At 72.9% G+C, this 25,178-nt stretch carries 20 protein-coding genes; 10 read left to right on the top strand and 10 right to left on the bottom strand.

The genetic code is table 11. From position 1 onward, the window contains the following. The first annotated feature begins 135 nt into the window (after positions 1-135). Positions 136-777 (top strand): 5-formyltetrahydrofolate cyclo-ligase, encoded by a 642-nt coding sequence (locus JK356_RS12275; RefSeq protein ID WP_307815545.1) that lies wholly within the window; start codon positions 136-138, stop codon positions 775-777. Here JK356_RS12275 and JK356_RS12270 read toward each other — a convergent pair. Continuing rightward, positions 774-3,491: a penicillin acylase family protein gene (locus JK356_RS12270; RefSeq protein WP_201867711.1), complete on the bottom strand. Its 2,718-nt coding sequence runs from the start codon at positions 3,489-3,491 to the stop codon at positions 774-776. The two genes, JK356_RS12275 and JK356_RS12270, sit on opposite strands and share 4 nt — an antisense overlap. A 128-nt stretch (positions 3,492-3,619) precedes the next feature. Between JK356_RS12270 and JK356_RS12265 the strand changes: the two genes are divergently transcribed. The 5 genes from JK356_RS12265 (at position 3,620) to JK356_RS12245 (ending at position 7,536) form a co-directional block, all read left to right on the top strand. Next, positions 3,620-5,212 (top strand): potassium/proton antiporter, encoded by a 1,593-nt coding sequence (locus JK356_RS12265; RefSeq protein WP_201867710.1) that lies wholly within the window; start codon positions 3,620-3,622, stop codon positions 5,210-5,212. A 128-nt stretch (positions 5,213-5,340) separates the two neighbouring features. Further along, positions 5,341-5,640, top strand: a complete 300-nt coding sequence (locus JK356_RS12260) for an FmdB family zinc ribbon protein (RefSeq protein WP_201867709.1) — start codon at positions 5,341-5,343, stop codon at positions 5,638-5,640. Beyond that, positions 5,637-6,485 carry an S-methyl-5'-thioadenosine phosphorylase gene (locus JK356_RS12255; RefSeq protein WP_201867708.1) on the top strand — a complete coding sequence of 283 codons (849 nt, stop codon included), beginning with the start codon at positions 5,637-5,639 and terminating at the stop codon, positions 6,483-6,485. The genes JK356_RS12260 and JK356_RS12255 overlap by 4 nt, the downstream gene beginning before the upstream one ends. 247 nt (positions 6,486-6,732) lie before the next feature. Then, positions 6,733-6,873 (top strand): hypothetical protein, encoded by a 141-nt coding sequence (locus JK356_RS12250; protein WP_201867707.1) that lies wholly within the window; start codon positions 6,733-6,735, stop codon positions 6,871-6,873. An 84-nt stretch (positions 6,874-6,957) separates the two neighbouring features. Then, positions 6,958-7,536 carry an MscL family protein gene (locus JK356_RS12245; protein WP_307815544.1) on the top strand — a complete coding sequence of 193 codons (579 nt, stop codon included), beginning with the start codon at positions 6,958-6,960 and terminating at the stop codon, positions 7,534-7,536. 29 nt (positions 7,537-7,565) lie between these two features. Here the strand turns inward: JK356_RS12245 and JK356_RS12240 are convergent, their stop codons facing one another. Together JK356_RS12240 and JK356_RS12235 are read right to left on the bottom strand one after the other, a co-directional pair. After that, positions 7,566-7,748 carry a hypothetical protein gene (locus tag JK356_RS12240; RefSeq protein WP_201867706.1) on the bottom strand — a complete coding sequence of 61 codons (183 nt, stop codon included), beginning with the start codon at positions 7,746-7,748 and terminating at the stop codon, positions 7,566-7,568. After that, on the bottom strand, positions 7,745-8,323 hold the full coding sequence (locus JK356_RS12235) for an AMP-binding protein (protein WP_201867705.1): 579 nt from the start codon (positions 8,321-8,323) through the stop codon (positions 7,745-7,747). Before JK356_RS12235 ends, JK356_RS12240 begins: the two co-directional genes overlap by 4 nt. Positions 8,324-8,405: 82 nt before the next feature. Between JK356_RS12235 and JK356_RS12230 the strand changes: the two genes are divergently transcribed. Further along, positions 8,406-9,521 carry a P1 family peptidase gene (locus tag JK356_RS12230; RefSeq protein ID WP_201867704.1) on the top strand — a complete coding sequence of 372 codons (1,116 nt, stop codon included), beginning with the start codon at positions 8,406-8,408 and terminating at the stop codon, positions 9,519-9,521. Positions 9,522-9,603: 82 nt separating this feature from the next. Here JK356_RS12230 and JK356_RS12225 read toward each other — a convergent pair whose 3' ends face one another. The 3 genes from JK356_RS12225 to JK356_RS12215 form a co-directional block, all read right to left on the bottom strand. Further along, on the bottom strand, positions 9,604-11,133 hold the full coding sequence (locus tag JK356_RS12225) for an MFS transporter (protein ID WP_201867703.1): 1,530 nt from the start codon (positions 11,131-11,133) through the stop codon (positions 9,604-9,606). A 241-nt stretch (positions 11,134-11,374) separates the two neighbouring features. Next, complete coding sequence (locus JK356_RS12220; RefSeq protein WP_201867702.1) at positions 11,375-12,019, bottom strand: TetR/AcrR family transcriptional regulator; 645 nt, start codon at positions 12,017-12,019, stop codon at positions 11,375-11,377. A 431-nt stretch (positions 12,020-12,450) separates the two neighbouring features. After that, a complete protein-coding gene (locus JK356_RS12215; protein WP_201867701.1) occupies positions 12,451-13,470 on the bottom strand; it encodes an RNA polymerase sigma factor RpoD/SigA in 1,020 nt (339 codons plus the stop codon). A 324-nt stretch (positions 13,471-13,794) separates the two neighbouring features. Between JK356_RS12215 and JK356_RS12210 the strand changes: the two genes are divergently transcribed. The 3 genes from JK356_RS12210 to JK356_RS12200 all read left to right on the top strand — a co-directional run bounded on the left by JK356_RS12210 (position 13,795) and on the right by JK356_RS12200 (position 18,005). Beyond that, a complete protein-coding gene (locus tag JK356_RS12210) occupies positions 13,795-15,189 on the top strand; it encodes a M6 family metalloprotease domain-containing protein (RefSeq protein ID WP_201867700.1) in 1,395 nt (464 codons plus the stop codon). Positions 15,190-15,273: 84 nt separating this feature from the next. Further along, a complete protein-coding gene (locus tag JK356_RS12205; RefSeq protein ID WP_201867699.1) occupies positions 15,274-16,779 on the top strand; it encodes an FtsW/RodA/SpoVE family cell cycle protein in 1,506 nt (501 codons plus the stop codon). A gap of 14 nt (positions 16,780-16,793) precedes the next feature. Beyond that, positions 16,794-18,005 carry a M20 family metallopeptidase gene (locus tag JK356_RS12200; protein ID WP_201867698.1) on the top strand — a complete coding sequence of 404 codons (1,212 nt, stop codon included), beginning with the start codon at positions 16,794-16,796 and terminating at the stop codon, positions 18,003-18,005. A gap of 210 nt (positions 18,006-18,215) precedes the next feature. Here JK356_RS12200 and JK356_RS12195 read toward each other — a convergent pair whose 3' ends face one another. The 4 genes from JK356_RS12195 to JK356_RS12180 all read right to left on the bottom strand — a co-directional run bounded on the left by JK356_RS12195 (position 18,216) and on the right by JK356_RS12180 (position 22,738). Next, positions 18,216-18,671 (bottom strand): Hsp20/alpha crystallin family protein, encoded by a 456-nt coding sequence (locus tag JK356_RS12195; RefSeq protein WP_201867697.1) that lies wholly within the window; start codon positions 18,669-18,671, stop codon positions 18,216-18,218. Between the two features lie 96 nt (positions 18,672-18,767). Continuing rightward, positions 18,768-20,537: an ABC-ATPase domain-containing protein gene (locus JK356_RS12190; RefSeq protein ID WP_201867696.1), complete on the bottom strand. Its 1,770-nt coding sequence runs from the start codon at positions 20,535-20,537 to the stop codon at positions 18,768-18,770. Positions 20,538-20,571: 34 nt separating this feature from the next. Then, entirely contained in the window at positions 20,572-22,068 is a 1,497-nt protein-coding gene (locus tag JK356_RS12185) for a SulP family inorganic anion transporter (RefSeq protein ID WP_201867695.1), read from the bottom strand. Between the two features lie 73 nt (positions 22,069-22,141). Next, positions 22,142-22,738, bottom strand: coding sequence for a carbonic anhydrase (locus JK356_RS12180; RefSeq protein ID WP_201867694.1), 597 nt, complete (start codon positions 22,736-22,738; stop codon positions 22,142-22,144). Between the last annotated feature and the right edge of the window lie 2,440 nt (positions 22,739-25,178).

The following is a 25,178-nucleotide window of genomic DNA, read 5'->3' as shown; positions in this document are numbered from 1 at the left end:
CTCTATCCAGCGGGTCGGTTACGGAGGGGAACTTTGCTGGCGTGCGTCATGCTATGTGGGATTTTGATGTGGTCGTGATCTGGTCATGCTGCCAGAGAAGCGAGCCAGAACGCGTGAAGGGAGCGGCGGGACAGCGTGGATGACGCGGGCACGGAGGCGTTGAGGCGGCGGAAGCGCGAGGTCAGGCGGGATCTGCTGGCGGTGCGGGCGGCCATGGCGGACGAGGAGGTGGCGCAGGCCGGCGAGGCGCTGGCGCGCCGGGTGCTCGGCCTGCCGGAGGTGGCGGACGCCGGCACGGTCGCCGCGTACGTGTCGGTGGGGCACGAGCCGCGGACCACCCGGCTGCTGGCCGAGCTTCGGGAGCGCGGCACCCGGGTGCTGCTGCCGGTGCTGCGGGAGGACGACGACCTGGACTGGGCTCCGTTCGAGGGCCCCGGCCGGCTGGTGGAGTCGGAGCGGTCGGGGCGGGCCCGGCTGCTGGAGCCCGCGGGCGCCCGGCTGGGCCGCGAGGCGGTGGCGGCGGCCGGGGTGGTGCTGCTGCCGGGCGTGGCGGTGGACCGCCGGGGCGTGCGGATCGGGCGCGGCGGCGGCAGCTACGACCGGGTGCTCCAGCGGCTGGCGGCCACGGCCGGTCCGCCGGCGCTGGTGACGCTCGTGTACGGGCACGAGGTGGTGGACGAGCTGCCGCGCGAGCCGCACGACCGGCCGGTGCACGCCGCCGTCACTCCCGAGGGCGTGCACCGGTTCGCGCCGCACGGGCCGGGCCACACGCCCTAGCCGTCGTCCTCGGCGGGCGTCAGCGTCAGCGTGTCGGCGGTGGCGTCCTCGACGGCACCCGGCCCGTGTGCCCACGTCAGGTACTCGCCGCGTGCCCACAGGTCGGTCTGGTCGGTGTAGTGGGGGTGGTAGGTGTGTCCTGACGCCCCGGTGAGGTTGATCCACAGCGACTCGTTGAAATCACCCAGGCTGACGATCATCCGCATGGACGGCACCGAGGTGATGTCGTAGCCGCCCGCGGCATTCCAGGCGCTGGCGTTCACGGCGTCGGAACCGCCGGAGAGGTTCCACGGGCCGCGGTTGAGCAGCCACTGCACCGGGCCGGGGCCTTCGGTGCCGAGCGTCTGGTTGTTCAGCATCAGGCGGTGCAGGCGGCCCCAGTTCCAGGTGGTGATGTCCTTGCCCAGCTCGGCGGTCAGCTCGTAGCGGGCGTCACGCATGGCGCGGCGCAGCAGCTCGTCGCGGGTGTCGGCGCCGGGCTGGGTGGCGGTGGCCGGGGTCTGCCACCACTCGTTGTCCTGGTCCTCGATGATGCCGCGCACCACCTCGAACCAGCGGTCGCCCCCGTCCGGCTGGGCCCTGCCGGGTGACCGCTCGCCGCACTCCTCGATGAGCCGCACGCCGCCGTCGAGGTCCTCGATGGGCTGCGAGTCGTCGGCCGGGCGGACGAGCAGGCACTGGCCCTCGACGCGCAGCTCCTTGGGCAGCTTGTTGCCGAAGGCGAGCTGGAGCAGGTTGCGCCACACCGCGTTGAAGTAGGCGGCGCCGGGCGAGTCGGAGGACTGGGAGTAGTCCCAGTCCCGCAGCAGGTCCTGCGCCTCGCGGATGTAGGGGTCGGAGATCTCCACGTCGAGCAGGTAGGGCACGAGCAGCTCGGCGATGGCGTTGTGGTTGTCGAGCTGGATCTCCTGCATGTCGCGCAGCGAGATCTTGCCGCCGTCCTCGATGGTGTCGAGGATCAGCTCCTCGATGCGCTGGCTGCGGGTGCCGTAGCTCCAGTCGCTCGTCAGGTGGTAGTCGTACTCGCTGGGGTCGATGACCGGCTGGTTGGCGGTGACGATGTAGCCGCGCTCGGGGTTGAACTCCCAGGGCAGGTCCTCCTGCGGGATGTACCCGGTCCAGTCGTAGGAGGAGTCCCAGCCGGGGGAGGGGAAGCTGCCGTCGCCCTGACCGCGCACCGGTATCTGGCCGGGGGCCTGGTAGCCGATGTTGCCCTCGGTGTCGGCGTAGATGAGGTTCTGCGAGGGAACGGCGAAGTCGCGCGCGGCCGCCCGGAACTCGTCGAAGTCGGTGGCGGCGTTGAGGCTGAAGACCGCGTCCATGGTGCGGGAGGGCGTCAGGGCCGTCCAGCTCAGGGACACGGCGTAGCCGCTGCCGCGGTCCGGCGCGTCGGAGTCCACGGGCGCCGTCGCGCCGACGCCGGTCAGCTGGGACTCGCGGTCGGACAGGATCGGGCCGTTCTCCGTGGCACGCACGGTGATCTCGCGGGCCTCGCCGCCGGCGACCTCGATGGTCTCGGTCCGCGTCTCATAGGGGACCCACTCGCCGTCGCGCAGGTAGTTGCCGTCGTCGAGCTTCTCCAGACGCAGGTCGGTGACGTCCGCGTCCAGGTTGGTCATGCCCCAGGCGATGGACTGGTTGTGCCCGATGACGACGCCCGGCATGCCGGAGAACGTGAAGCCGGAGACGTCGAACGGGCAGTCGTCGCTGAGCTCGTTGCAGTGCAGGCCCATCTGGTACCAGACGGACGGCAGGCTCGGCGCCAGGTGCGGGTCGTTGGCCAGCAGCGGCAGGCCGGTGGTGGTGTACTCGCCGGAGACGACCCAGGAGTTCGAGCCGATGCCCGCGCCGTTGGTGCCGAGCATGTCGGGCAGCGCGTCCAGGCTCTCGGACAGCCCGGCCAGCTGCGTGGTCAGGCCGGCGGCGTCGTCGCCGGTGCGGGCGTCCGGGTCGGCCGAGGGGTCGTAGGTGCCCGCGTAGGACGGGGTGCTCTCGTCGCCGGGCTCGCGGACGATCGGGTGGTGCCGGTCGTAGGGGTAGTCGGGGTACAGCTCGGCGATCTGGTCCTCGCTCAGCCGCCCGGCCATCAGCGCCCGGTCGATCTCCTCCTGCATGTTGCCGGAGAGGTCCCAGGCCATGGCCTTCAGCCAGGCGACCGAGTCGATGGGGCTCCACGGCTCGGGGGAGTAGTCGTTCTGGAAGCTGAGGGCGGCGTACTCGACGGACAGCCCGGCGCCGCTGCGCTCCTCCAGGTAGGCGTTGACGCCGTCGGTGTACGCCTGGAGGTAGCGCTTGGTCTCCTCCGACAGCTCGTTCTCGTACTCCTGCCGCGCCACGTCGTGCCAGCCGAGGGTGCGCAGGAAGGCGTCGGTCTCGACCTGGCTCTCGCCGAACATCTCTGAGAGCCGGCCGGCGGTGGTGTGGCGCCGCACGTCCATCTCCCAGAAGCGGTCCTGGGCGTGGACGAAGCCCTGCGCGCGGAAGAGGTCCTCAGGGGTGTCCGCGTACACGTGCGGAATGCCGTTGCCGTCGCGTCTGACGGTGACGGGGGCCGACAGACCGGGCAGCGTGAGCTCCCCCGCCACCTGCGGGTACGAGGCTCTGACGGTGCTCACGCTCCAGTAGGCCCCGTAGCCGAGCCCGGCCACGAGGAGCATGACGAGAGCGAGCGCGATCAGACGACCGCGTCGCCTGGGCTTCTTGGAGCGGGGCATCTCTGTCCTTCACAGGGCAGCCAAGCGGTTGGAAGCAACCATAGACATACGGCCACTGGGGTGAGCCTACGGGGAGTCACGTGGACGGGCCGGAGCGTTCGTCTACTGGTAAATTCTGCGCAAAGGGCGTGAATTGCCCGGACGGGTCCGTCCGGTACACCCCCGGCAGGAAGGATTCACCACTGACTGTCGACCGCCTCAACGCGCTGCTGCTCGCCTGCGCTCTGGTCCTGCTGGTGGCGGTCGCCGCGGTGCGCCTGACGTCCCGCAGCGGGCTGCCGTCGCTGCTGCTGTACCTGGGCATCGGGCTGCTGCTGGGGCACGACGGGCTCGGGGTGGACTTCCGGGACGCGGAGCTGACCCAGGTGCTCGGCTACGCGGCGCTGGTGGTGATCCTGGCCGAGGGCGGGCTGAGCACGCGGTGGAAGGACATCAGGCCGTCGGCGCCGGAGGCGGCGGTGCTGGCCACGGTGGGCGTGCTGATCAGCGTCGGCGTCACGGCCGCCGCGGCGCACTATCTCGCGGGCCTGGAGTGGCGGGCGGCGCTGGTGATGGGGGCGGTGGTGTCCTCGACGGACGCGGCGGCCGTGTTCTCCGTGCTGCGGCGGATGCCGCTGCCGCGGCGGCTGCGCGGGCTGCTGGAGGCGGAGTCCGGGTTCAACGACGCGCCGGTGGTGCTGCTCGTCGTGGCGTTCTCGGGCCTGGACGGGGCGGGGGCGGCGCAGGGGGCGGAGCGGTGGCTGGTGCTGCCCGGCATGCTGGCCGGCCAGCTGGCCCTCGGCCTGGTGATGGGGCTGGTGGTGGGGCGGCTGGGGGAGCTGGCGCTGCGGCATGTGGCGCTCCCGGCCGCGGGGCTGTACCCGATCGCGGTGCTCGCGCTGTGCGTGCTGGCGTACGCCGGGGGCGCGCTCGTGAACGGCAGCGGCTTCCTGGCCACCTACGTGGCGGGCATCGTGCTGGGGAACGCGCGGCTGCCGCACGGCCCGGCGACGCGGGGGTTCTCGGACGCGATGGCGTGGCTGGCGCAGATCGGGCTGTTCGTGCTGCTGGGGCTGCTGGCCGAGCCCTCGGAACTGTGGCGGGACGCCTGGCGGGCGGTGGTGATCGGCGGGGCGCTGACGCTGCTGGCGCGGCCGCTGTCGGTGGTGCTGTGCCTGGTGCCGTTCCGGCGGCCGTGGCGGGACCAGGCGATGCTGTCGTGGGCCGGGCTGCGGGGGGCCGTGCCGATCGTGCTGGCGACGATCCCGGTGGGGGCCGGGGTGGCGGACAGCGACCGGATCTTCAACATCGTCTTCGTGCTGGTCGTGGTCTACACGCTGGTGCAGGGGCCGACGCTGCCGTGGGTGGCGCGGCGGCTGCGGCTGGGGGAGGAGGGCGGGCGGGCCGTGGACGTGGACATCGAGTCGGCGCCGCTGGACCGGCTGCGGGGGCATCTGCTGTCGGTGGCGATCCGGGAGAACTCGCTGATGCACGGCGTGGAGGTGGCGGAGCTGCGGCTGCCGCCGGGGGCCGCGGTGATGCTGGTGGTGCGCGACGGCGAGAGCTTCGTGCCACGGCCGACGACCGTGCTGCGGCGGGGGGACGAGCTGCTGGTGGTGGCGACGGACCAGGTGCGGGACGCGGCGGAGCGGCGGCTGCTGGCGGTGGGGCGGGGCGGCAAGCTGGCGGGGTGGCTGGGGTACGGCGAGCCCGGGGAGCCCGGGGAGCCCGGGGAGCGCTGACGGGCCGGTGCTGCCGGACGGGGGGCCGCGGCGGCCGGGAAGCGGGGCCGCGGTAGACGTGAGGGGCGGGAATGTTGCACGATGGAGCGTCGTTAGCACTCGCAGAGGAAGAGTGCCAGGAGGAAGACGTGCCGACCTACCAGTACAAGTGCACCGAGTGCCATGAGGGCCTCGAAGTGGTGCAGAAGTTCACCGATGACGCCCTCACCGAGTGCCCGTCCTGCAAGGGGCGCCTCCAGAAGGTGTTCTCGGCGGTCGGCATCGTGTTCAAGGGTTCCGGCTTCTACCGGAACGACAGCCGCAACGCGTCGTCGTCTTCGTCGTCCTCGTCCAGCAGCTCCTCGTCGAACTCGAGCAGCGGCTCCAAGGACTCGTCCGGCTCCTCGAGCTCGTCCTCGAAGTCGGGCACGACGGCCTCCGCCGCATGAGCCAGGACTCCGCCCCGCGCGCCGGCATAGGGGTGATCGGCGGCTCCGGGTTCTACTCGTTCCTGGAGGACGTCACCGAGGTGACGGTGGACACCCCGTACGGGGCGCCGAGCGACGCGCTGTTCGTGGGCGAGGTCTCGGGCCGCCGGGTGGCCTTCCTGCCGCGGCACGGGCGTGACCACCGCCTGCCGCCGCACCTGATCAACTACCGGGCCAACATGTGGGCGCTCCGCTCGCTGGGCGTGCGGCAGGTGCTCGGGCCCTGCGCCGTCGGCGGGCTGCGCCCCGACTACGGGCCGGGCACCCTGCTCATCCCCGACCAGCTTGTGGACCGCACCAAGAGCAGGGCCTCGAGCTACTACGACGGGCAGCGGCGGCCGGACGGCCAGACCCCGAACGTGGTGCACGTCACGTTCGCCGACCCCTACTGCCCGGCGGGCCGCCAGGCCGCGCTGGCCGCCGCGCGCGACGCGGGCTGGGAGGCCGTCGACGGCGGCACCATGTGCGTCATCGAGGGGCCGCGCTTCTCCACGCGCGCCGAGTCGCAGTGGCACGCGGCGCAGGGCTGGTCCGTCGTCGGCATGACCGGGCACCCGGAGGCGGTGCTCGCCCGGGAGCTGGAGCTCTGCTACACGTCGATAGCCCTGGTGACGGACCTCGACGCCGGGGCCGAGGCGGGCGAGGGCGTCTCGCACGGGGAGGTGCTGGAAGTCTTCGCGCGGAACGTGGACCGGCTGCGCACGGTCCTCTTCGACGTGGTGGCGCGGCTGCCTGAGACCGCGGACCGGTCGTGCGCGTGCGCGTCCGCGCTGGGCGGGCAGCTTCCCGGCATCGAACTGCCCTGACGGCGCCCGCACCGCGCCCTCCCCGGCCCTCGCCGCCGGCCCCTGACACACCACCCCCCTTCACTCGTTCGGGTGAAGGGGGGTGCCGTGGGCGGCGGGTTGTCCACAGGGCCCGGCGGAATCTGGCGGCATCCCGCATCGTGACCGTGTGAGAACCGTCAGTACTGTTTCGGGGGCGGGGTTCGCCCGGTTTCGTCCCGCCCGCTCCGCTGGTTCCGCCGGTGCCGCGCTGGCCGCGCGCTCTGCCGTGCCGTCCTTTCCGCCCGTCCGCATCTCTTCCGGCCGCCCGCGGCTGCGCCGCGCGGCCCGGCACGGGCGCTCCGCGCTCGCCGCCGCGCTGGCGGTGGCCGCGGCCGTGACCGAGCTGGTGGCCTCGCGATGGCTGTGACCGATTGGACACCGGGCCCGCTGCTGTTGCAGCGTGAGCGGCGGTCTCCCGGAGGGGCCGGGACGTCACGGGAAGGGCTGAGCGGTGAAGGAGCGGGGCAGGGAGTTCGTCGAGGGGGCGCGTGGCGTCTTCGCGGGATTCAAGGAGTTCATCTCGCGGGGGAACGTGATGGAGCTGGCCATCGCCGTCGTGGTCGGCACCGCCTTCACCAACATCGTGAACTCCGTCGTCGAGGGCGTCATCAACCCCCTGGTCGGCGCCTTCGGCACCCAGGACCTCGAGGCCTACGAGTCCTGCCTGCGCGGCCCCTGCGAGGAGAACGCCGCGGGCGAGATCGTCTCCGGTATCCCGATCCGCTGGGGCTCGGTGATCAGCGCCTCGCTGACCTTCCTGATCACCGCGGCCGTCGTGTACTTCCTGATGTTCCTGCCGCTGAAGCGGATCATGGACCGGCGCAACGCCGCGGCCGAGGAGCCGGCGCCGAAGACGGAGCTGGACCTGCTGACCGAGATCCGGGACGAACTGATCGCCCAGCGCACCGGCGTGGCGCCCGGGGCGGACCAGGGCGGGAACGGGGACAGCAGCGCCGACGCCGGCACCAGCGCCGGCGCTGGCGAGGCGGGCGCCTCGCGGGTGCCGCCGGGGCCGCGCTCCGGCGACTGAGCCCGGTCAGCACGGCCCGGCGGGCCGCTTCACAGGTGATGGGGCGGCTTCTCGTCGAGGAAGCGGCGCAGGTCCTCCTCGGCATCCTTGCCCGCGTCCGCACCGGCGGGCAGGCTCCCGCCCCAGCCGAGGTCGGCGTCGTCGGGCGCGGGGGCATCGAGCGGATCGGTGAAGTCCAGGGCGTCCGCGCCGCGCCGGGGGGTACTGCTCATGCTCCCAGCGTACGGGGAGCGGTGCCGGCGCCCTCAGGCCCCGGTTCCCATCCGGGCGGTTCGGGCAGCGGCGGCAGGTCGTGGTCCAGGGCCTCGTGCCACCACAGATCGCGGCCCGGCACCCAGGGCACCGGGCGCGCGACCTGCGGCACCACCACCACGCTGCGGACGCCGGGGCAGTCCGCGAGCGCCCGGTCGAGCCGGGCCTTGACGTGAACCGGCTTTCCCTCGGACAGGCAGCTCCCGGCGCTGATCACGACCCGGCTGCCGCTGGCGCGGATGCCAGCGCGCAGGGAGGCATGGCAGCCGGTGACGGGCAGCGTCTTGCGGAGCACGCCCAGCCGGACGCACGCGAGGGTAACGACTACCGACTCCAGGCACATCGGCAACAGCACGGTCACGGCGTCGCCCGCCTTCAGCCCCAGCCGCGTCAACGCCCAGGCCGCGCGCTCACCCTGCCGCAGCAGCTGCGCGTGGCTGAGCACGTCGGCGGCACAGGCGCGCTCGCCGCGCGGACCGCCCCGGCCGTCCTGCCTGTCGTTTCCGGTATCCCCGTCAGGTGCGTCTGGCGACATGCCAGCAGTCTTCCGCCAGCTGATTGACGCGCGATAAACGTCTGTTGGATGAGACGGCTGAGACGTGTGATACCGGTGAGCCATGAGCGAGGCGTCGGGTGAGACGGTGAGGGGCGCGCCGGCGGGACCGGCTGACGGGCTGACGGATGTGGCGGGGCTCCGCGTGGGGCACGCCCAGCGCGAGGGTGACGGCTGGCTCACCGGCGTGACGGTGGTCCTCGCCCCCTCCGGCGGGGCCGTGGCCGCCGTGGACGTGCGGGGCGGCGGGCCCGGCACGCGGGAGACCGATGCTTTGGCCCCGGAGAACCTGGTGGAGCGCGTCGACGCCGTGATGCTCGGTGGCGGCAGCGCGTTCGGTCTCGACGCGGCGAGCGGGGTCGTGGCCTGGCTGGAGGAGCAGCGGCGCGGTTTCCGGGTCGGCCCCGAGCCGTGGCAGGTGGTGCCGGTGGTGCCCGCGGCGGTGCTGTTCGACCTCGGGCGGGGCGGTGACTGGCGGGCCAGGCCGGACGCGGCGATGGGACGGGCGGCGGCCGAGGCGGCGGCGGGCCAGCCTCCGGGCGCGCCGGTGGAGCAGGGCGTGGCCGGCGCCGGGACCGGCGCCGTGGCGGGCGGTCTGAAGGGAGGCGTCGGCACGGCGAGCCTGGTGCTGCCCGCAGGGATCACCGTCGCCGCGCTGGCGGTGGTGAACGCCGTGGGCTCCGCCGTAAACCCGGACACCGGGGCGCTGTACGGCCGGGCCGGGCAGCCGGGGGCGGTCCCCGACCCCGCGGTGCACGCCGCGGCGCGGCGCCGTGCCGCCGAGGCAGCGCGCGAGACGGCGCGGCGTGCCGCGTCCGGGCCGCGTGAGCCGCTGAACACCACGCTGGCCGTCATCGGCACGGACGCGGCGCTGACGCCCGCGCAGGCGCAGAAGCTGGCGGGCGCCGGGCACGACGGGCTGGCCCGGGCGATCCGGCCCGCGCACCTGATGACCGACGGTGACACGGTGTTCGCCCTCGCCACCGGCGGCCAGGAGCTTCCCCAGGCGCCGGACGGCGGCGGGATGGCGGGCGCGCTGGCGTTCAACGAGGTGCTGGCGGCAGGGGCCGACGCCCTGGAGCGCGCGGTGGTCAAGGCGATGCTCGCGGCCACCACGCGGGAGACCTCCGGCGGCGTCTTCCTCTCCTACCGCGACCTCTACGGCGACCCGCACGCCTAGCGGCGGGGCTCCGGACAGGGGCTGGCCCCGCGGCAGGTGCCGCGGGGCCAGCCGTACGGCGCCAGGCCGTGGTCCCGTGTGGTCAGTGGGCCATCACCGGGACGGCCTCGTCCGGGGAGGCGTCGTCGCTGACCGGGGCCGGCCGGCTGATCTTGGTGTTGATCAGCAGGAGGGCCATCAGCCCGGCGAAGGCGATGATGCCGAAGCCCAGCCAGATCGCCTGGGTGTAGCCGTGCACCTGCGACTCCAGGAACACCATCCGCTGCTCCGCCTGGCTGCCCGCGCCGGCGAGGTGGTCCTCCAGGTAGGAGGCGGTGGCGCTGGTGGCGATGGTGTTGAGCAGGGCCGTGCCGATGGCGCCTCCCACCTGCTGGGAGACGTTCACCATCGCGGAGGCCACGCCCGCGTCCGTGGGCTTGACCCGCGCGGTGGCCAGGCTCATCCCGGGCATGAACGCGGTGCCCATGCCGAGGCCGAGGAGCAGCTGCGCCGGGAGCACCGTGGCCCAGTAGGAGCTGTCCACGTCCAGCTGGGTCAGCAGCAGCAGGCCGAGCGAGGCCACCAGGAAACCGGGCCCCATCAGGAAGCGCGGCGGCACCCGCGTCACCAGCCGGGCGCCGATCTGGGTCGAGCCGGTGACCATGCCCGCCGTCGTCGGCAGGAACGCGAGGCCGGCCTGGATCGGCGAGTAGCCGCGGACGCCCTGGAGGTAGAAGGTCAGGAAGAGGAACAGGCCGAACATCGCGATGATCGCGAGTCCCAGCGTGAGGTACGCCCCTCCCCGGTTCCGGTCGGTCACGACGCGCAGCGGCAGCAGCGGCGCCCGGACCCGGGACTCGACGATGACGAACAGCGTGAGCAGCACCCCCGCCGCGACGAGCATGGAGACGGTGACGCTCTCGCCCCAGCCCTCGTGCTCGGCGCGGGCGAAGCCGTACACCAGGGCCACCAGGCCGAGCGAGGCGAGGACCACGCCGGGCACGTCCAGCGTGGACCGGTTGCGGGCCTCCTCCGGTTCGCGGATCACCAGGACGGCGCCCGCGGCGGCGACAACGGCGAACGGGATATTGACGAAGAACGTCCAGCGCCAGCCGAGCCATTCGGTGAGCACCCCGCCGAGCAGCAGACCGACGGCCGCGCCCGCTCCGGCGATGGCGCCGTAGACGCCGAACGCCTTGGCCCGTTCCCGGGGGTTCGTGAACAGGACGGTCAGCAGGGACAGGGCCGCCGGGGCGGCCAGTGCGCCGAAGACACCCTGCAGCGCACGCGACGCGTAGAGCATGGCCTCGTTCTGCGCGGCACCGCCGAGCGCGGAGGCGAGAGCGAAGCCGGTGAGACCGATGATGAAGGCACGCCTGCGGCCCCACAGGTCGGCCACACGGCCGCCGAAGAGGAGCAGGCCACCGAACGCCAGGGCGTACGCGGTGATCACCCACTGGCGGTTGCCGTCGGAGATGCCCAGGTCTGCCTGGGCCGAGGGCAGGGCGATGTTCACGATTGTGCTGTCGAGCACGACCATCAGCTGGGCCAGGGCGATGAATATCAGCGCCTGCCAGCGCCGCGGATCGAGCGGCGTGCTGTGAGCCTGGCTCACCGCAGTCTCTGGTGGCATAGGGGCGTTTACCTCACAGTCGCGTTAGTCGTTAACGGGAAGAAGACGAGCGATGGCGTCATGGTGAAAAACCATGAGAAATCCCGACGCGGGACGCGGTGTTCCCGCGCGCGGTGACTCCTCGTGGTCGTGGCCGCCGTTGGCCCGCGGAAGGGCCGCGGCTGCCGGGGAGCGAAAACGTCCCGGCAGGGCTGGCCCGAAAGACTGTCAGTGGTGCCGGTAACGGCTGGGGCGGGTCACATCAGGAGTCTTCGGTGGCCCTCCCCAGGTCCCCCAACTCGACGCTTCTGCCCGGGAGCTGACTGCGCGCCGGGGCACGCAGCCCGTCGAGGAAGATCTGGAGGTAGCGCCGCACGGCCTCCCCGGTGCAGGGGCGGGCCGTGCCCGGCAGCGGCCTGGTGAGGCTGCTGACGCCGATCAGCAGATCTCCGGCGCCGACGTCCTCGCGCAGCTGCCCGGACTCGTGCGCCCGGTCGATGAGGCGCTGTGTCACCTCGATCATCCGCTCCCGGCTGGCGGCCAGGCGCGGATCGGCGGGATGGGCACCGAGGCCCAGCGTGACGCAGAGCGCGCCGATGCGCTCCTCGGCGCAGGCGAGCATCGCCTGCGCCAGGGCGTCGAAGGGATCGGTGTCTGCCCGCAGCAGGCAGGACGCCCGCTCGGTGATCCGGTCCTGCATGTACAGCAGCACCTCGTGGAGGAGGGACGAACGGTCGGGAAAATGCCGGTACAGCGTGGCATTGCCGACCCCGGCCCGTCGAGCGATTTCATCGAGGGGAACGTCGGTCCCCTCTTCGACGAACGCCTCGTGAGCGGCCGCGATGATCCGCTCGCGGTTGCGCATGGCGTCGGCGCGCAGACGCGGCCGGACTGGTGCGGTGGCCATGTGCTCGCTCCTCCCCCTCGTGTCGTCGGTGCCGGACCTCCGCCGGGTGGTCCCCAGGGTGCCGCGGTGCGCGCAACCGGGGGATCTCTCCCCGGTTGCGCCGGACGAACTGTCAAACGGGGAAAGCCTCCCCGGATATTTCAGGGGAGGCTTGTGTCGTGCATCACATTCTGGCGGCGGCTGGTGGCCGCTGGCCGGCTTGGGCGCCGCAGCGGCCCGGGAAACGGGGCGCGGGCTGGAGCACGCCGCGCCGGGGCGGGGTGAACGCGGGGCCTGCGGCGGCGCAGGGACGGAGCCGGACTCGCGGATCAGCGCCGCGGAACGGCGCAGGGTGACGGGGAGTACGACGGGGGAACGACCGGGAGAAACGACGGGGGAAGGGGCACGGGCGCGGAGCCCGTGGCGGGCCTGGGCCCGACCCCCGGCGGGGGTCAGGCCGCGGCGTCGAAGCCGGAGGCGCTGGCCATGCGCTTGAGCTCCAGCAGCGCGTGCTTCTCGATCTGGCGGATCCGCTCCCGGGTCAGGCCGTGCTGCTTGCCGACCTCGGTGAGCGTGCGCTCCCGGCCGTCCTCAATGCCGTACCGGGCGCGGATAATCGACGCGGTGCGGTCGTCGAGGCGGCTGATGAGGTCCTCCAGGCCCTCCCGGCGCATCATCACCATCACCGACTGCTCCGGGCTGGCCGCCGAGGTGTCCTCCAGCAGGTCGCCGAACTGGGTCTCGCCCTCGTCGTCCACCGACATGTTCAGGCTGACCGGATCGCGCGCCCAGTCCAGCACGTCCTGGACCCGCTCGGGCGTGGAGTTGAGCTCGGCCGCGATCTCCGCGGGCTCCGGCTCCCGGCCGCGCTCGCGGTTGAACTCCCGCTGCACCCGCCGGATCCGGCCCAGCTCCTCCACCAGGTGGACGGGCAGCCGGATGGTGCGCGACTGGTCGGCGATCGACCGCGTGATGGCCTGCCGGATCCACCAGGTCGCGTACGTCGAGAACTTGAAGCCCTTGGTGTAGTCGAACTTCTCCACCGCGCGCACCAGGCCCGCGTTGCCCTCCTGGATCAGGTCGAGCAGCGGCAGCCCGCTCCGCGGGTACCGCCGGGCCACCGCGACCACGAGCCGGAGGTTCGACCGGATGAACACGTCCTTGGCGCGCTGGCCGGCGTCGACCAGGGCCTGGAGCTCCTCGCGGGTCGCCGAGGCAGCGGCACCCCCCGGCAGCGGCTCCTCCTCACCCCGCAGGATGCGCTCCGCGTACAGGCCAGCCTCGATCGCCTGCGACAGCTCGACCTCCTTCGCGGCGTCGAGCAGCGGCGTACGCGCTATCTCGTCGAGGTACATGCCGACCAGGTCACGCTCGGTGGCGTCGCCGCCGCCGGCCTGTGCGGTCGGCCGAACAGTGCCCGTCGCAGCGATCTCTTCGGTGTCCTGGCGCCGGGCGACGGCACGGGTTGCCATACGTGCTCCCTTGCGAGTGGTCTCTTCCAGCAGTCGTAACGAATCAACGACTGGAAACCGGACAGAATTCCCAAGCCGCGCATCTTTTTTTGGCAGATGCGGTACCCTGCCCCGCCGCACTTCCGCCCCCGGGGGTCCTGACCCCTCACGCCAACGCGTCCTGGGCCCCTCTCGCTTCCCCACCCTTTGAGACGAACGGGAACCGCGGTTAGTTGCGAGTACCCGTCCCCTGACACCCGAACGCCCCGTCCGGCGCGCGCCAGGTGTGGTGCGCGGCACATCGTGGACTCCCCGGGTACGGGAGCCGACGAAGGGTGTCCGCCGATGCGCCACACGCTGCCGCACATACGCCCGGGCGCGGGATTCCGCATACGCCCGCGCCCCGGCACGCACGGCCAGCGCGCCGTCCTCGCCGTCTCCGGCTCCCTCGCGCTCGTGCTGGCCACCACCCCCGCCGCCACGTCCCCCCAGCCCGCCGTCGCCGACGCCGCCGCCTGCGCCCTCCCCGCCCCCGCCCCCGAGACCGGCGCGCCCCTCACCACCGGGCCCGACGCCCTCACCGAGGCGATCGTCCCGGCGCCGCCCCCGGCCTCCTCCGGCAGCGGAACCGGCGGCACCGGCGCCGCGGAGGGCGGCCCGCCCGCCCCCGGCTTCGCCCCCACCACCGGCACGGTCACCGCCCTGACCGTCTTCATCGACTTCCCCGGCGACGAGGCCCCCCTCACCACCCACGAGCGCTTCGCCCAGTTCTTCCCCGCCACCAGCGAGTACTTCGCCGACAGCTCCTTCGGCCGCCTGGAGTACCAGGCCGTCCCCGTGCACCGCTGGCTGCGCATGTCCCAGCCCTTCGAGCGGTACGGCATCGAGCGCGGCAGCGGCTGGGACCCCAGCGACCCGCAGGGCTACAACCGGCTGATGCGGGAGATAGCCGACGCCCTCGCCGGCGAGGTCGACTTCTCCGACTACGACCTCGTCAACGTCCTCGCCACCCCGCAGGCCGGCCCGCCCGCCACCGAGGAGGTGCTGTCCGTCACCTTCCCCGGCCGCCCCCTGGTGCCCACCCCCTCCGGGCCGCTGCGCAACGTCTCCTTCATATGGAGCCACCAGCCCGGTGAGAGCCCCTACCGCGTCCTGGTCCACGAGAACGGCCACGCCTTCGGCCTGCCCGACCTGTACTGGACCGGCCCCGGCACCCCGCCGCCGCTCACCGGCCACTGGGACGTCATGGAACAGGACTGGGGGCCCACCAACGACCTGCTCGCCTGGCACAAGTGGAAGCTCGGCTGGCTCACCCCCGGCCAGGTCGCCTGCCTGGCCGGGCCCGGCACCACCGAACTCGTCCTCACCCCCGCGGGCGAACCCGGGGCGGGCACCAAACTGGCCGTCGTCCGCACCGGCGAGCACACGGCCCTGGCCCTGGAGGTCCGCGCCCCCGGCGGCCTCGACGGTGTGGTGTGCCGCCCCGGCGTCCTCGTCTCCCGGATCGACGCCGCCGTGCCCAGCGGCGCGGGACCCGTCCGGGTGGACGACGCCACCCCTGGCAGCCCCGGCTGCCAGGCCGTGCCCGACCCGCAGGTGACGGCCCCCCTGACCGACGCCCCGTACGTGCCCGGCCAGACGTTCCGCGACGAGCAGGCGGGCGTCACCGCCGAGGTCCTCGGCGTGACGGCCGACGGCGGCTACCGCGTCCGCGTCACCGCCGACGGCACCGCCGCCTGAGAGGCACCCTCCCGCTGGCCGGTCCTTCTTGGTAGGTTCCTCCCGGTCCGGCCGTGACGTGGAACTCCGGAGGACGGCGGTCGCATGCACGGTGCGGGCAGGAAACCCGGCGCGGGCGTCAGGCCCGCCGGAACACCACCGGGGCGGAAACCGAGGCGGAAGAACCCGCGGAAACCCCCGCTCACCGAGGCCAGGCGGCGTCTCATCAGGCGCAGGCGCCGGGCCGAACTGCTGCTCACCCTCTTCGCCCTCGCCATCGGCGCCCTGGGCCACGCCGCCGCCTGGCTGGCCATGACCGGGCGGCTCCCCGGCGGGTTCGCCGCCCACACCGCGGCCCTGAGCGCCCTGGCGCTCCTGGCGCACCTCGCCGTCCGCTTCCTCGCCCCCCACGCCGACCCCGTCATCCTGCCGGTGGCCGTGCTGCTGACGGCCCTCGGCCTGGTGCTGATCGACCGGCTCGACCAGGACTACGCCACGCATTACCGCGCGCCGCCCGCCGCGCCCGACCAGGCCGCGTGGACCGTCGTCGGCGTCGCCGTGCTGATCACGACGCTGCTGGTGCTGCGGCACCACCGGGTGCTCCAGCGCTACACCTACCTGGGCATGGCGGCCGGGATGCTCGCCCTGATGGCCCCCGCCTTCTTCGGCGCCGACCTCTACGGCGCCAAGCGCTGGGTCACCATCGGCGCGCTGTCGGTCCAGCCGGGCGAGTTCGTGAAGGTCATGATCGTGATCTTCTTCGCCAGCTACCTGATGGCCCACCGCGACGCCCTCGCCCTCACCGGCCGCCGCTTCCTCGGCCTGAACCTGCCGCGCGGCCGCAACGCCGGGCCGGTGCTGCTGGTGTGGGCCGTCAGCCTCGTCGTCCTGTTCTACGAGCGCGACCTGGGCACGTCCCTGATCTTCTTCAGCGTCTTCATCGTCATGCTCTATATCGCGACCCGCCGCACCGGCTGGGTCGTGCTCGGCTTCCTGCTGGCCGCGGCCGGGACCGCCGTCGTCGCGGCCACGCAGCCCCACGTCAAGGGCCGGGTGCAGGCGTGGCTCGATCCCATGGCGGCCTTCCTGCCGCCCGAGCAGCGCCCGCCGGGCCTGGTGTCGGACCAGGCGGCGCAGGCGCTGTTCGCCCTCGGCTCCGGCGGCCTGACCGGCACCGGCCTGGGCGAGGGTCACTCCTACCTGATCAACTTCGCCGGGCGCAGCGACTTCATCTTCGCCGCCGTCGGCGAGGAGCTCGGCCTGGCCGGCACCACCGCCGTGCTGCTGCTGTACGCGCTGCTGGTCTGGCGCGGCATGAGCACCGCGCTGCGCGTGACCGACCCGTTCGGCAAGCTGCTCGCCTCGGGCCTGGCCACCGTCGTGGCGCTCCAGGTCTTCCTCATCGCGGGCGGGGTCACCGGGCTGATCCCGCTCACCGGTAAGGCCCTGCCGTTCCTCTCCCAGGGCGGCTCCGCGGCCGTCGCCAACTGGCTGCTCGTGGCCCTGTTGCTGCGCGTCAGCGACGCCGCGGGCAGGGCCTCCACAGAGCCGCCGGGCAACGCTACGATCCTGACGCCGGTCATCGCCGACCGCCCGGATCCCCTGCGCTGAGAGGCGGCCCCGCCATGGACCTACGCGACGACGCCCGCGCGCTGGCCGACGACCTGATCCGGCTGCGCCGCCGCCTCCACGCCATCCCGGAGACCGGCCTGCACCTGCCCCGCACCCAGGAGGCCGTGCTGGCCGCCCTCGACGGGCTGCCGCTTGAGATCACCACCGGCCGCGGCCTGACGTCCGTGACCGCCGTGCTGCGGGGCGCCCGCCCCGGGCCGGTGGTGCTGCTGCGCGGCGACATGGACGCGCTGCCCGTCACCGAGCGCACCGGCCTGCCGTTCGCCGCCACCGGCCCTGACCACGGCGGGAAGATGCACGCCTGCGGCCACGACTTCCACACCGCCATGCTCGCCGGGGCGGCCCGGCTGCTGGCCGCCCACCGGGACCGGCTGGCGGGGAGCGTGGTGTTCATGTTCCAGCCGGGCGAGGAGGGCTACGACGGCGCCGCACACATGATCGCCGAGGGCGTGCTCGACGCGGCGGGAGAGCGGCCCGTCGCCGCCTACGCGCTCCACGTCTCCTCCCACACCTGGCCGTCGGGGGTGTTCACCGCCCGCCCCGGCCCGATGATGGCCTCCTCGTCGGTGCTGGACGTCACCGTCCGGGGCGCGGGCGGCCACGGCTCCACGCCGCACCTCGCCCGCGACCCGGTCCCGGCCGCCTGCGAGATGGTCACCGCGCTGCAGAACTGGGTCACCCGCAGCTTCGACGTCTTCGACCCGGTCGTCCTCACCGTCGGCACGTTCGCCGCGGGCACCGCCACCAACGTCATCCCCGACCGCGCCGACTTCAGCGCCACCGTCCGCAGCCTGTCGGCCGCCAGCCTGGAGCGGCTGCGGGAGGGCACGGTCGCCGTCTGCCAGGGGATCGCCGCCGCGCACGGCCTCGCGGTGGACGCCCGCTTCACCGAGCAGTACCCGGTCACCGTCAACGACGCCGGCGAGGAGAAGTTCGCCGCCGCGGCCGTGCGCGAGGTGTTCGGCGAGGAACGGTACGAGCCCATGGCGAACCCGCTGCTGGGCGCGGAGGACTTCTCCCGCGTGGCGCACGAGGTACCCGGCGTGATGATCTTCCTCGGCGCCACCCCGCCGGACCGCGACCCAAAGACCGCGCCCAGCAACCACTCGGCGACGGCCGACTTCGACGAGTCGGTGCTGCCCGACGGCGCCGCGCTCTACGCCGAACTGGCCGTGCGGCGGCTGACGGCGGCCGCCTTCGCGTAGCGCGCGGCCGGCGCCGGGCGCGCTCAGCCGGCGCCCGCCACGGGCGCCGGGCAGAAAGACAGGCAGGCAAACGCCAGACAAAAACGCCAGACACAAACAGGCAGCCGGCGCAGCTGCGCACGGCCGGCCGTCAGACGCAGGGCAAGCGGGTCCGGTCATGCCGAGGGCGCGGGCGGAACGCACCACCCGCGCCCTGACCCGGGGGAGGCGTCAGCCGCCCTCGATTTCGACGTGGCGTGTCGAGGCGTCCTCCGCCTTCGGCAGCCGGACGGTGAGCACCCCGCCTTCCAGCGACGCCTTCGCGCCGTCGGCGTCCACGCGCCCAGGGAGCGTGGCCCGGTACTCGAAGCGTCCGGTCCGCCGCGTACCCCGGTGGAGCGTGCCCTTGCGCTCCTCTTCTCTGGTCTCGCCGCTGATCACGATGCCGTCTTCGCCGATCTCGACGTCGATGTCCTCCCGCTTGATGCCGGGCAGCTCGGCCTCGATCACGTAGGCGTCCTCCAGCTCCCGCAGGTCGGCAAGCGGAGACCACGCCGACCGGGAAGTCGGGAGGTAGTCGTCCACGGTCGACTCAAGGAGCGTGCCCATGCGCTCAAACAGCTCATCGATCTTGGCGAGCGGATCGCGCGCGGCGAGCGGACGGTGCCTGTGGACCGGGAGCGTCATAGTGCCTCACCTCCGAGGAAAAGGGGCGAACGTCCCAAATCACTCCACTTTCACCGTAACGGGCGATTCCGGCAGACGTCGAGTGACGGCCGGGCGTCAGCGGAGTACCCGCAGGCCGCGCAGCCGGTTGACCGCGGCGGCCACCTCGTACCGGCGGGGCACGGCGAAGTCCTCGTCGCTCACCGACAGCAGCGCCGCGACGCCCTCCGGGCCCGCCAGCTCCTCATCCAGCAGGTCCAGCGCCTCCGCCAGCGTCCGCCGCCCGTCCAGGAAACCGCGCCGCACCAGCAGCGCCATCGCCAGCCCCACACCCGTCACGTGCGACGCGTCGGCCAGCTGCTCGACCGCGCGCAGGTCCACCTCGTGCTCGCCGAACACCAGGTAGTCCGTGCCGCGCGCGCGGATCCGGGGCCGCCCGCGCGCGGTGGCGTCGAGCGACGACGGGTCCGGGCGGCGGGCGACGACCCCCGGGAACGAGTCCGCCTCCGCGCGCCGCCCCGTCGGCCGGGCCGCGACCTCGCGCGCCCGCCCGGTGACGTCGAAGGGCCGGTAACCGTCCATCATCACCACCCGGTCGGCGACCTCCAGGTAGTCACCGGACCCGCCCATCACCAGCACGGTCGACACCCCGTGGTCCCGGTGCAGCGACCGCACCGAGTCCACCAGCGGCGTCAGCGGCTCCCGCTCCTTGGCGACCAGCGCCTGCATCCGGGCGTCCCGGATCATCAGGTTGGTGGCGGCGGTGTCCTCGTCGATCAGCAGCACCCGCGCGCCCGCCTCCACCGCCTCGCACAGCGACGCCGCCTGCGAGGTGGACCCGGAGGCGTTGGGCGTCGAGAAGTCGTCGGTGGGGGCGCCGCCCGGCAGATGGTCCACGAACGCGTGCACGTCCACGCGCTCCACCGGCCGCCCGTCCTCGGCCCGGATCTTCACCGTGTCGCGGTGCGACACCACCCGCTCCCGCCCGTCGCCCGGGACGTGGTCCCACACGCCGGTCTCCAGCGCGCGCAGCAGCGTCGACTTGCCGTGGAAACCGCCGCCGACGATTAGCGTCACGCCCTCCGGCACGCCCATGCCGGTCACCGGCCCGGCGTTCGGCAGCCGCACCGTCACCCGCAGCTCGTCCGGCGAGCGGAACGGCACCAGCCCCTCGCCGCGCGCCGGCCGGTCGTCCGCCCCCGACCGGCGCGGCAGCATCGCCCCGTCCGCGACGAAGCCGACCAGCCCCAGCCCGGGCAGCGCGGCGCGCAGCGCGTCGGAGTCCTCCACCGTCGCCACGAACTCCCGCACCGCCGCCTCGTCCAGCGCGGACAGGCACAGGGCGCGCTCAGCCAGCCGCGGCAGCCGCTCGCACAGCAGCCGCCGCGCCTCGCGGCCGTCGATCCGCCGCCGCGGGCCCGGCAGCGCCACGCCGAGCCGCAGCGTCACGGACCCGTCCGCCGCGCCGACCACGCACGAGGCGCGGTCCAGCACCTCCTGCCCGCCCGCGTCCACCCGGAACGCGGGCACCCGCGCCGCCTCCCGCGCGGCGTGCCGCACCAGGTGGCTGGCCAGCGCCCGCCGCCGCACCGGCGACTCCCACAGCTCCGCAGGGAACCCGGCGCGCTCGCCCGGCACCCGCAGCGCGACGCGGGCGGGCGGCGCGTACGGGTCGGCCTGACCCCGCACGATCCGCAGCTCACAGCCGCCCGGCAGCTCCCACGGCCCGGCCAGCGACTTGTACCGGCCGTAGGGGGCGCCGTCCAGCCGCTCCAGCTCGCGGTCGAGGCCCCGCCGGGGCGGCCCGGACCGCCCGGACTGCCCCGGCTGCCGGGGCTGACCCCCGGGCCGCTGGCCCCTGCGGTCCTGGCCCGATCGCTGACGCATGGTGGCTCCCCGTTTCCGTTCGGACGCCCGCAGTCTACGAGCGGTCCGGGGCGGCGGCCGCGGCCATGGTGGCCGGGGTGACCCGGGGGACGGTGGCGCCGCGCTGCCGGGCCCAGCTCTCCAGCGTCGTGCGGCAGGCGTGGTCCAGGTGGCGCAGCCCGGTCAGGTCCAGCTCCACCGGCCGGTCCTGCGGCAGCGCCTCCAGCGTCTCCAGCATGCGGGGCAGACGCAGGAACGTCGCCGAGCCGGTCAGCGCGACGATCAGCCGCCCGTCGGTCCGCTCGTGGACGTCGAGGTGGACGTGCGAGGTCTCCCACGCCGACTTGATCACGGCGAGGGCGATGCCGAGCAGCACCCCCTCGAACATGTTGGTCCCGACGATGGCCAGCGCCGTGACCACGAGGATGGCCGCCTCGCCGCGGTGCGCCCGCCACAGCGGCACCAGGTCCTTGACGGGGATGAGCTTGGCACCCGCGTGGATGAGGACCCCGGCCAGCGCGGCCAGCGGGATCACGCCGATCGCGGCCGGGAGCAGCGCCGCGAACAGCACCAGCCACAGCCCGTGCAGCACCCGCGACAGCTTCGTCCGGGCGCCGGCCTGGATGTTCGCGGAGCTGCGCACGATGACGGCGGTCATCGGCAGGGCGCCGAGCGCGCCGCAGACCGTGTTGCCCACCCCCTGCGCCATCAGCTCCTTGTCGTAGTCGGTGCGCGGCCCGTCGTGCATCCGGTCCACGGCGGCGGCGCTGAACAGGCTCTCCGCCGAGGCGATCAGGGCGAACGCCAGCACGGTACCGAGGGCGGCGAGGCTGCCCAGCCCAGCGAGGTCGCCGGTGCCAGGCGGCTGGATGGCCGGCAGCAGGCCCTGCACCTCCACGCGGTCGACGGACACGCCGGTCGCCGCCGTGACCGCCGTGACCAGGGTGACCGCCGCGAGCGGCGCCGGGACCAGCCGCACGCGGGCGGGCAGCCGCTGCCACAGCACCAGCAGGGCGATGGTGGCCGCGCCGATGGCGGCGGCGGCCAGCGCGGTGCCCGAGGCGGCGGTGTCGCGGACCAGGCCGGGCAGCTCGGTGAGCTTGTCGATGCCGGAGCGCGGCTGCTCCGCCCCGGCCAGCGTGTACAGCTGGCCGACGACCAGGACCAGCCCGATGCCCGCCAGCATGCCCTGCACCACGGCCACCGTGATCGCGCGGAAGAAGCGGCCCAGCCGCAGGGCGCCCAGCGCGAGCTGGATGAGCCCGGCGGCCAGGACGAGGGCGCCGAGCGCGCCGAGGCCGAACTCGTGGACCGCCTCGTAGACCAGGACGGTCAGGCCGGCCGCCGGGCCGCTGACCTGGAAGCGGCTGCCGGGCAGGAACCCGACGACGAGGCCGCCGACGATGCCCGTGACCAGGCCGAGTTCGGCGGGCACGCCGGAGGCCACGGCCACCCCGACGCACAGCGGCAGGGCGACCAGGAAGACGACGAGGGAGGCGAGAACGTCACGCCGCAGGTCGGCGCGGTTAATGACAGGCTTGAGGGAAGGCATCGGTCCTTTTCCTCGCACACGGCGGAAGCGGCTGAAGTCAGTCGTCGGAGCGCGGTCCCTGCGGGGCGCGGGGTTACAGCGGGTGAAAGGCCGCTTCCTCGGGCCGGTATTCGGTCACGGCACCGGTGTGCACCTCGTAGTACCAGGCATGCGCTGACAGATTACCCTCGCTCAGTCGTTCGGCTACGCAGGGGTAGGTGCACAGCCGTTCCAGCTGCGCGAGGACGTGGTGCTGCACGGCTTCGGCGAGGTGTGGCGAGCCGGCCCCCGCTGGGGGCCCGGGCCGCGCCACGGTGCGGGTCAGCCAGTCGCGCACGGCGGGCAGATGGGAGAGGTCGCCGCCGCCGACGAGGGCGCCGACGGCGCCGCAGTGCGAGTGGCCGCAGACGATGACGTGGCGCACGCCCAGCACGCGCACGGCGAACTCGATGGTCGCCGTCTCGCCGGTGGGGTGGTCGCTGCGGTACTCCGGGACGATGTTCCCGGCGGTCCTCAGCTCGAACAGCTCGCCCGGCCGCGCGCCCGTGATGAGGGAGGGCACGACACGGGAGTCGGAACAGGCGATGAACAGCACATCGGGGCGCTGACCGGCCTCGAAGGCGCGGAATTCCTCGGCGCGCTGGGCCACATGCGACGTGAAGGAGCGTGCGTGGTCAACCAGGGACTTCATGGTGGCCTTTCTCCTGCGCCCACGGGAGACCACCGGGGCGCGGTGTGGTCAGGTCATCAGTCGATGGGGTCGTACGTCGGCGCGGGAGCGTCATCGTCGACGCGAATGCGAGGATGCGTGCCGCCTTCAGGGATGGGACGGCAGGCAGGGGGAATCAAGGGAAAGCAACGCGGTACCGGTCTCAGGCGGATTCCCGGGCGCGACTTTTCCCGGGTATTACCTTACGTCAGAACGTAAAGGCGCGGTCAAGCAGGCATGGCCACTGGTTGTGACACGCCATCAGCCGTGGTAGTCCCGGGGAGCGAGGGGGCCCAAAGGGGGCAGCGGTAGAGGTATGGTGACGCTTGCAGCGGCCCCTCCAGGCTCTGTCTTTTACATAGCGTTTACCGAAGGCAGATCTCTCGACCATCAGTCGTTCACGTCTGATCAACGATGATCATGTCGCGTTAGAACGGCATTCGATTACCTGCTCACTCATGGGGAAGAGGTGAGCGGCCGCGCCTGGCACGCGGAAGTGTAGAGCTTCGGTGGTGACCTCGCGGTGCTTCGGCGATGACGCACGACGGGTGAATAATGCGGCCGCTTTCATGCGTCGGCTCCCGCATATCGAACATTCGCGCACCCTTCGCCGGCTGCAATCCCGCGCGACCAGGATCAGGTCCGTGAGCCGGTCTCAGCGTTGCGCGTGCCCGGGAAAGCAGCGGATCGCGGATCACGCACCGGCGAAGGTACGAGGCCCGGCTCGCTGCGCCATTCCGCGGTGCCTTGGCCGCTCCGCTCCTTCCTTGCTCCCCCCGGCCCACCCCGGCGCTGCGGAGAGACCGGCAGCGGCCTGCGGGGTGGGTCCGGGCCACGCGAACGAGCGGACGGACTCGCACCGCTGGAAAACTTTGCGAACCGTGCTCGTGTACATATCGGGATTACTCGGTCAGTTGGTAGGTGCGGACAGCCCGTGTGAGGGGCGTGCTGGGCGTTCTCCCGCTGTCCCAGGGCAGCCAGGTGCCACGGACTGGCTGTGCAACGCCGCGGCGAGGGCAGGCACGTCGGGGGCCGGCGTGTCGGAGTGGTCGACCAGAGCCGTGGCGAGACCGGCAGCCAAGTCGCCGAGGGCCAGGGGGCAGTCCGGTAGCTGGCCGTCGAGGCGGTGCAGCGGGGGGACGTGCCGCGTAGTGCGGGCCAAGCCTGTCAGGGAACCGACCAGAAGCGCGAGGCAGGGCGAGCGGGTAGCCGCGGTCAGAGCGGCCGGCCCCAGCACGGCTGGCGGCCCGGCCGTGGTCAACTGCCTCCGCCAGCGCCAGGAGCCGCCCGGCACGGCTCTCGGCGCAGTCGACAAAGACCAGGAGCGGCCGGCACACCTGCGACAGCTTGTCGAGCGGCACCGCATCGGTGGTCAGGCGGACGTGCCCAGCCCTGGCGCGCCCTCCGGCTGGCCAGTTCGGCGGCTAGCCGGTTCTTGCCCGCACCGCGCGACTGGTCGTGCGCCGACTGGCACCAGCGGGCCAGGTCTGCAAGCAGGTCTTCGCGGCGCCCACGAGGGACACCACCGCCTGCTCCGGCCGTACCAGTTCGGCGGGCGAACGCGGTCCCCGGGGAAGAACGGTCCAGACGGTCACGTGCTGGAGCTTCCGGCCCAGCAGCCTTTCTCATCCGGTGTGCTCCGAGACCAGCTGTCTCCCCACCGGCTCCGACGTGGCTGCCTGGACGGGGGTGAAGAGTGCGATGGCATGGTCGAGAATCGCGGCAAAGGCAGATACACGGTCGGCTTGGTTGAGGAGTTCGGGGCCGGTGGCCCCGATGCAGCTAACAGCCGCAACGGCGATGTCGCGCTCGTCGTTCGGTGGGGTGGTCACTTCGGGGTAGGCAAGCCGGACTGCACGCGCGTGGTGCGGGTCCTTCGGTCCACGCGAATTCGTTAGCCATAACATGTCAGGCCGGGTGAGGGCAGTGGGGTACCGGATTGCCGGACCTGCTGGTCAGAAACTGACGCGGCTAGCCGATCCATCCCGTCCCGGCTCGAGAAAAGTGCCGCCGTCGAGGACAGTATCACTAGGTGCTCAAGGCGGTTTTCGGGCAGCGTCAAGAGACGGGGACGAGGCCTCCGAACACGGTCAAGAGGAACGCTGACTCCACTGCCGTGAGCGCGGTGAGCGCGGTGCGCGCGGTGGTGGGGTCGGTGAGGTCGCCGGCGATCATGTCGACTCTGGCCGTAATCCGCCTCGTCTGATATCGCAGTAGGGCGCCTTTGCTGAGTAATATACAGCTGCATTTCGAGCTGCTAGCGCTGTCCACGTCGCAAGGCCTCGCGCAGCTGGATGGCTTTCAGCAAGTTATCCATAAAAATTTCGGGTTGTTTCGTTGTTAGGTTTTGGTAGGTGTTGACGGCGCGGGTGATGGCTTTTAGGGCTTCCTCGTGCCGACCTGTCTCCGCCAGGCGGTTGGA

The organism is Streptomyces sp. 7-21, from assembly GCF_016741785.1.
Lineage (GTDB): Bacteria > Actinomycetota > Actinomycetes > Streptomycetales > Streptomycetaceae > Streptomyces.
Note: the sequence above shows the minus strand (reverse complement) of the source record. Positions and strands in the feature narration are given on the sequence as shown.

Bases quoted from the DNA above. Each gene is read 5' to 3' on its own strand.
- JK356_RS12230 (WP_201867704.1), top strand. From the start codon at position 8,406: ATGAGCGAGGCGTCGGGTGAGACGGTGAGGGGCGCGCCGGCGGGACCG.
- JK356_RS12235 (WP_201867705.1), bottom strand. From the start codon at position 8,323: ATGTCGCCAGACGCACCTGACGGGGATACCGGAAACGACAGGCAGGAC.
- JK356_RS12270 (WP_201867711.1), bottom strand. From the start codon at position 3,491: ATGCCCCGCTCCAAGAAGCCCAGGCGACGCGGTCGTCTGATCGCGCTC.
- JK356_RS12215 (WP_201867701.1), bottom strand. From the start codon at position 13,470: ATGGCAACCCGTGCCGTCGCCCGGCGCCAGGACACCGAAGAGATCGCT.
- JK356_RS12180 (WP_201867694.1), bottom strand. From the start codon at position 22,738: ATGAAGTCCCTGGTTGACCACGCACGCTCCTTCACGTCGCATGTGGCC.
- JK356_RS12205 (WP_201867699.1), top strand. From the start codon at position 15,274: ATGCACGGTGCGGGCAGGAAACCCGGCGCGGGCGTCAGGCCCGCCGGA.
- JK356_RS12255 (WP_201867708.1), top strand. From the start codon at position 5,637: ATGAGCCAGGACTCCGCCCCGCGCGCCGGCATAGGGGTGATCGGCGGC.
- JK356_RS12200 (WP_201867698.1), top strand. From the start codon at position 16,794: ATGGACCTACGCGACGACGCCCGCGCGCTGGCCGACGACCTGATCCGG.
- JK356_RS12185 (WP_201867695.1), bottom strand. From the start codon at position 22,068: ATGCCTTCCCTCAAGCCTGTCATTAACCGCGCCGACCTGCGGCGTGAC.
- JK356_RS12225 (WP_201867703.1), bottom strand. From the start codon at position 11,133: ATGCCACCAGAGACTGCGGTGAGCCAGGCTCACAGCACGCCGCTCGAT.
- JK356_RS12210 (WP_201867700.1), top strand. From the start codon at position 13,795: ATGCGCCACACGCTGCCGCACATACGCCCGGGCGCGGGATTCCGCATA.
- JK356_RS12195 (WP_201867697.1), bottom strand. From the start codon at position 18,671: ATGACGCTCCCGGTCCACAGGCACCGTCCGCTCGCCGCGCGCGATCCG.
- JK356_RS12240 (WP_201867706.1), bottom strand. From the start codon at position 7,748: ATGAGCAGTACCCCCCGGCGCGGCGCGGACGCCCTGGACTTCACCGAT.
- JK356_RS12190 (WP_201867696.1), bottom strand. From the start codon at position 20,537: ATGCGTCAGCGATCGGGCCAGGACCGCAGGGGCCAGCGGCCCGGGGGT.
- JK356_RS12220 (WP_201867702.1), bottom strand. From the start codon at position 12,019: ATGGCCACCGCACCAGTCCGGCCGCGTCTGCGCGCCGACGCCATGCGC.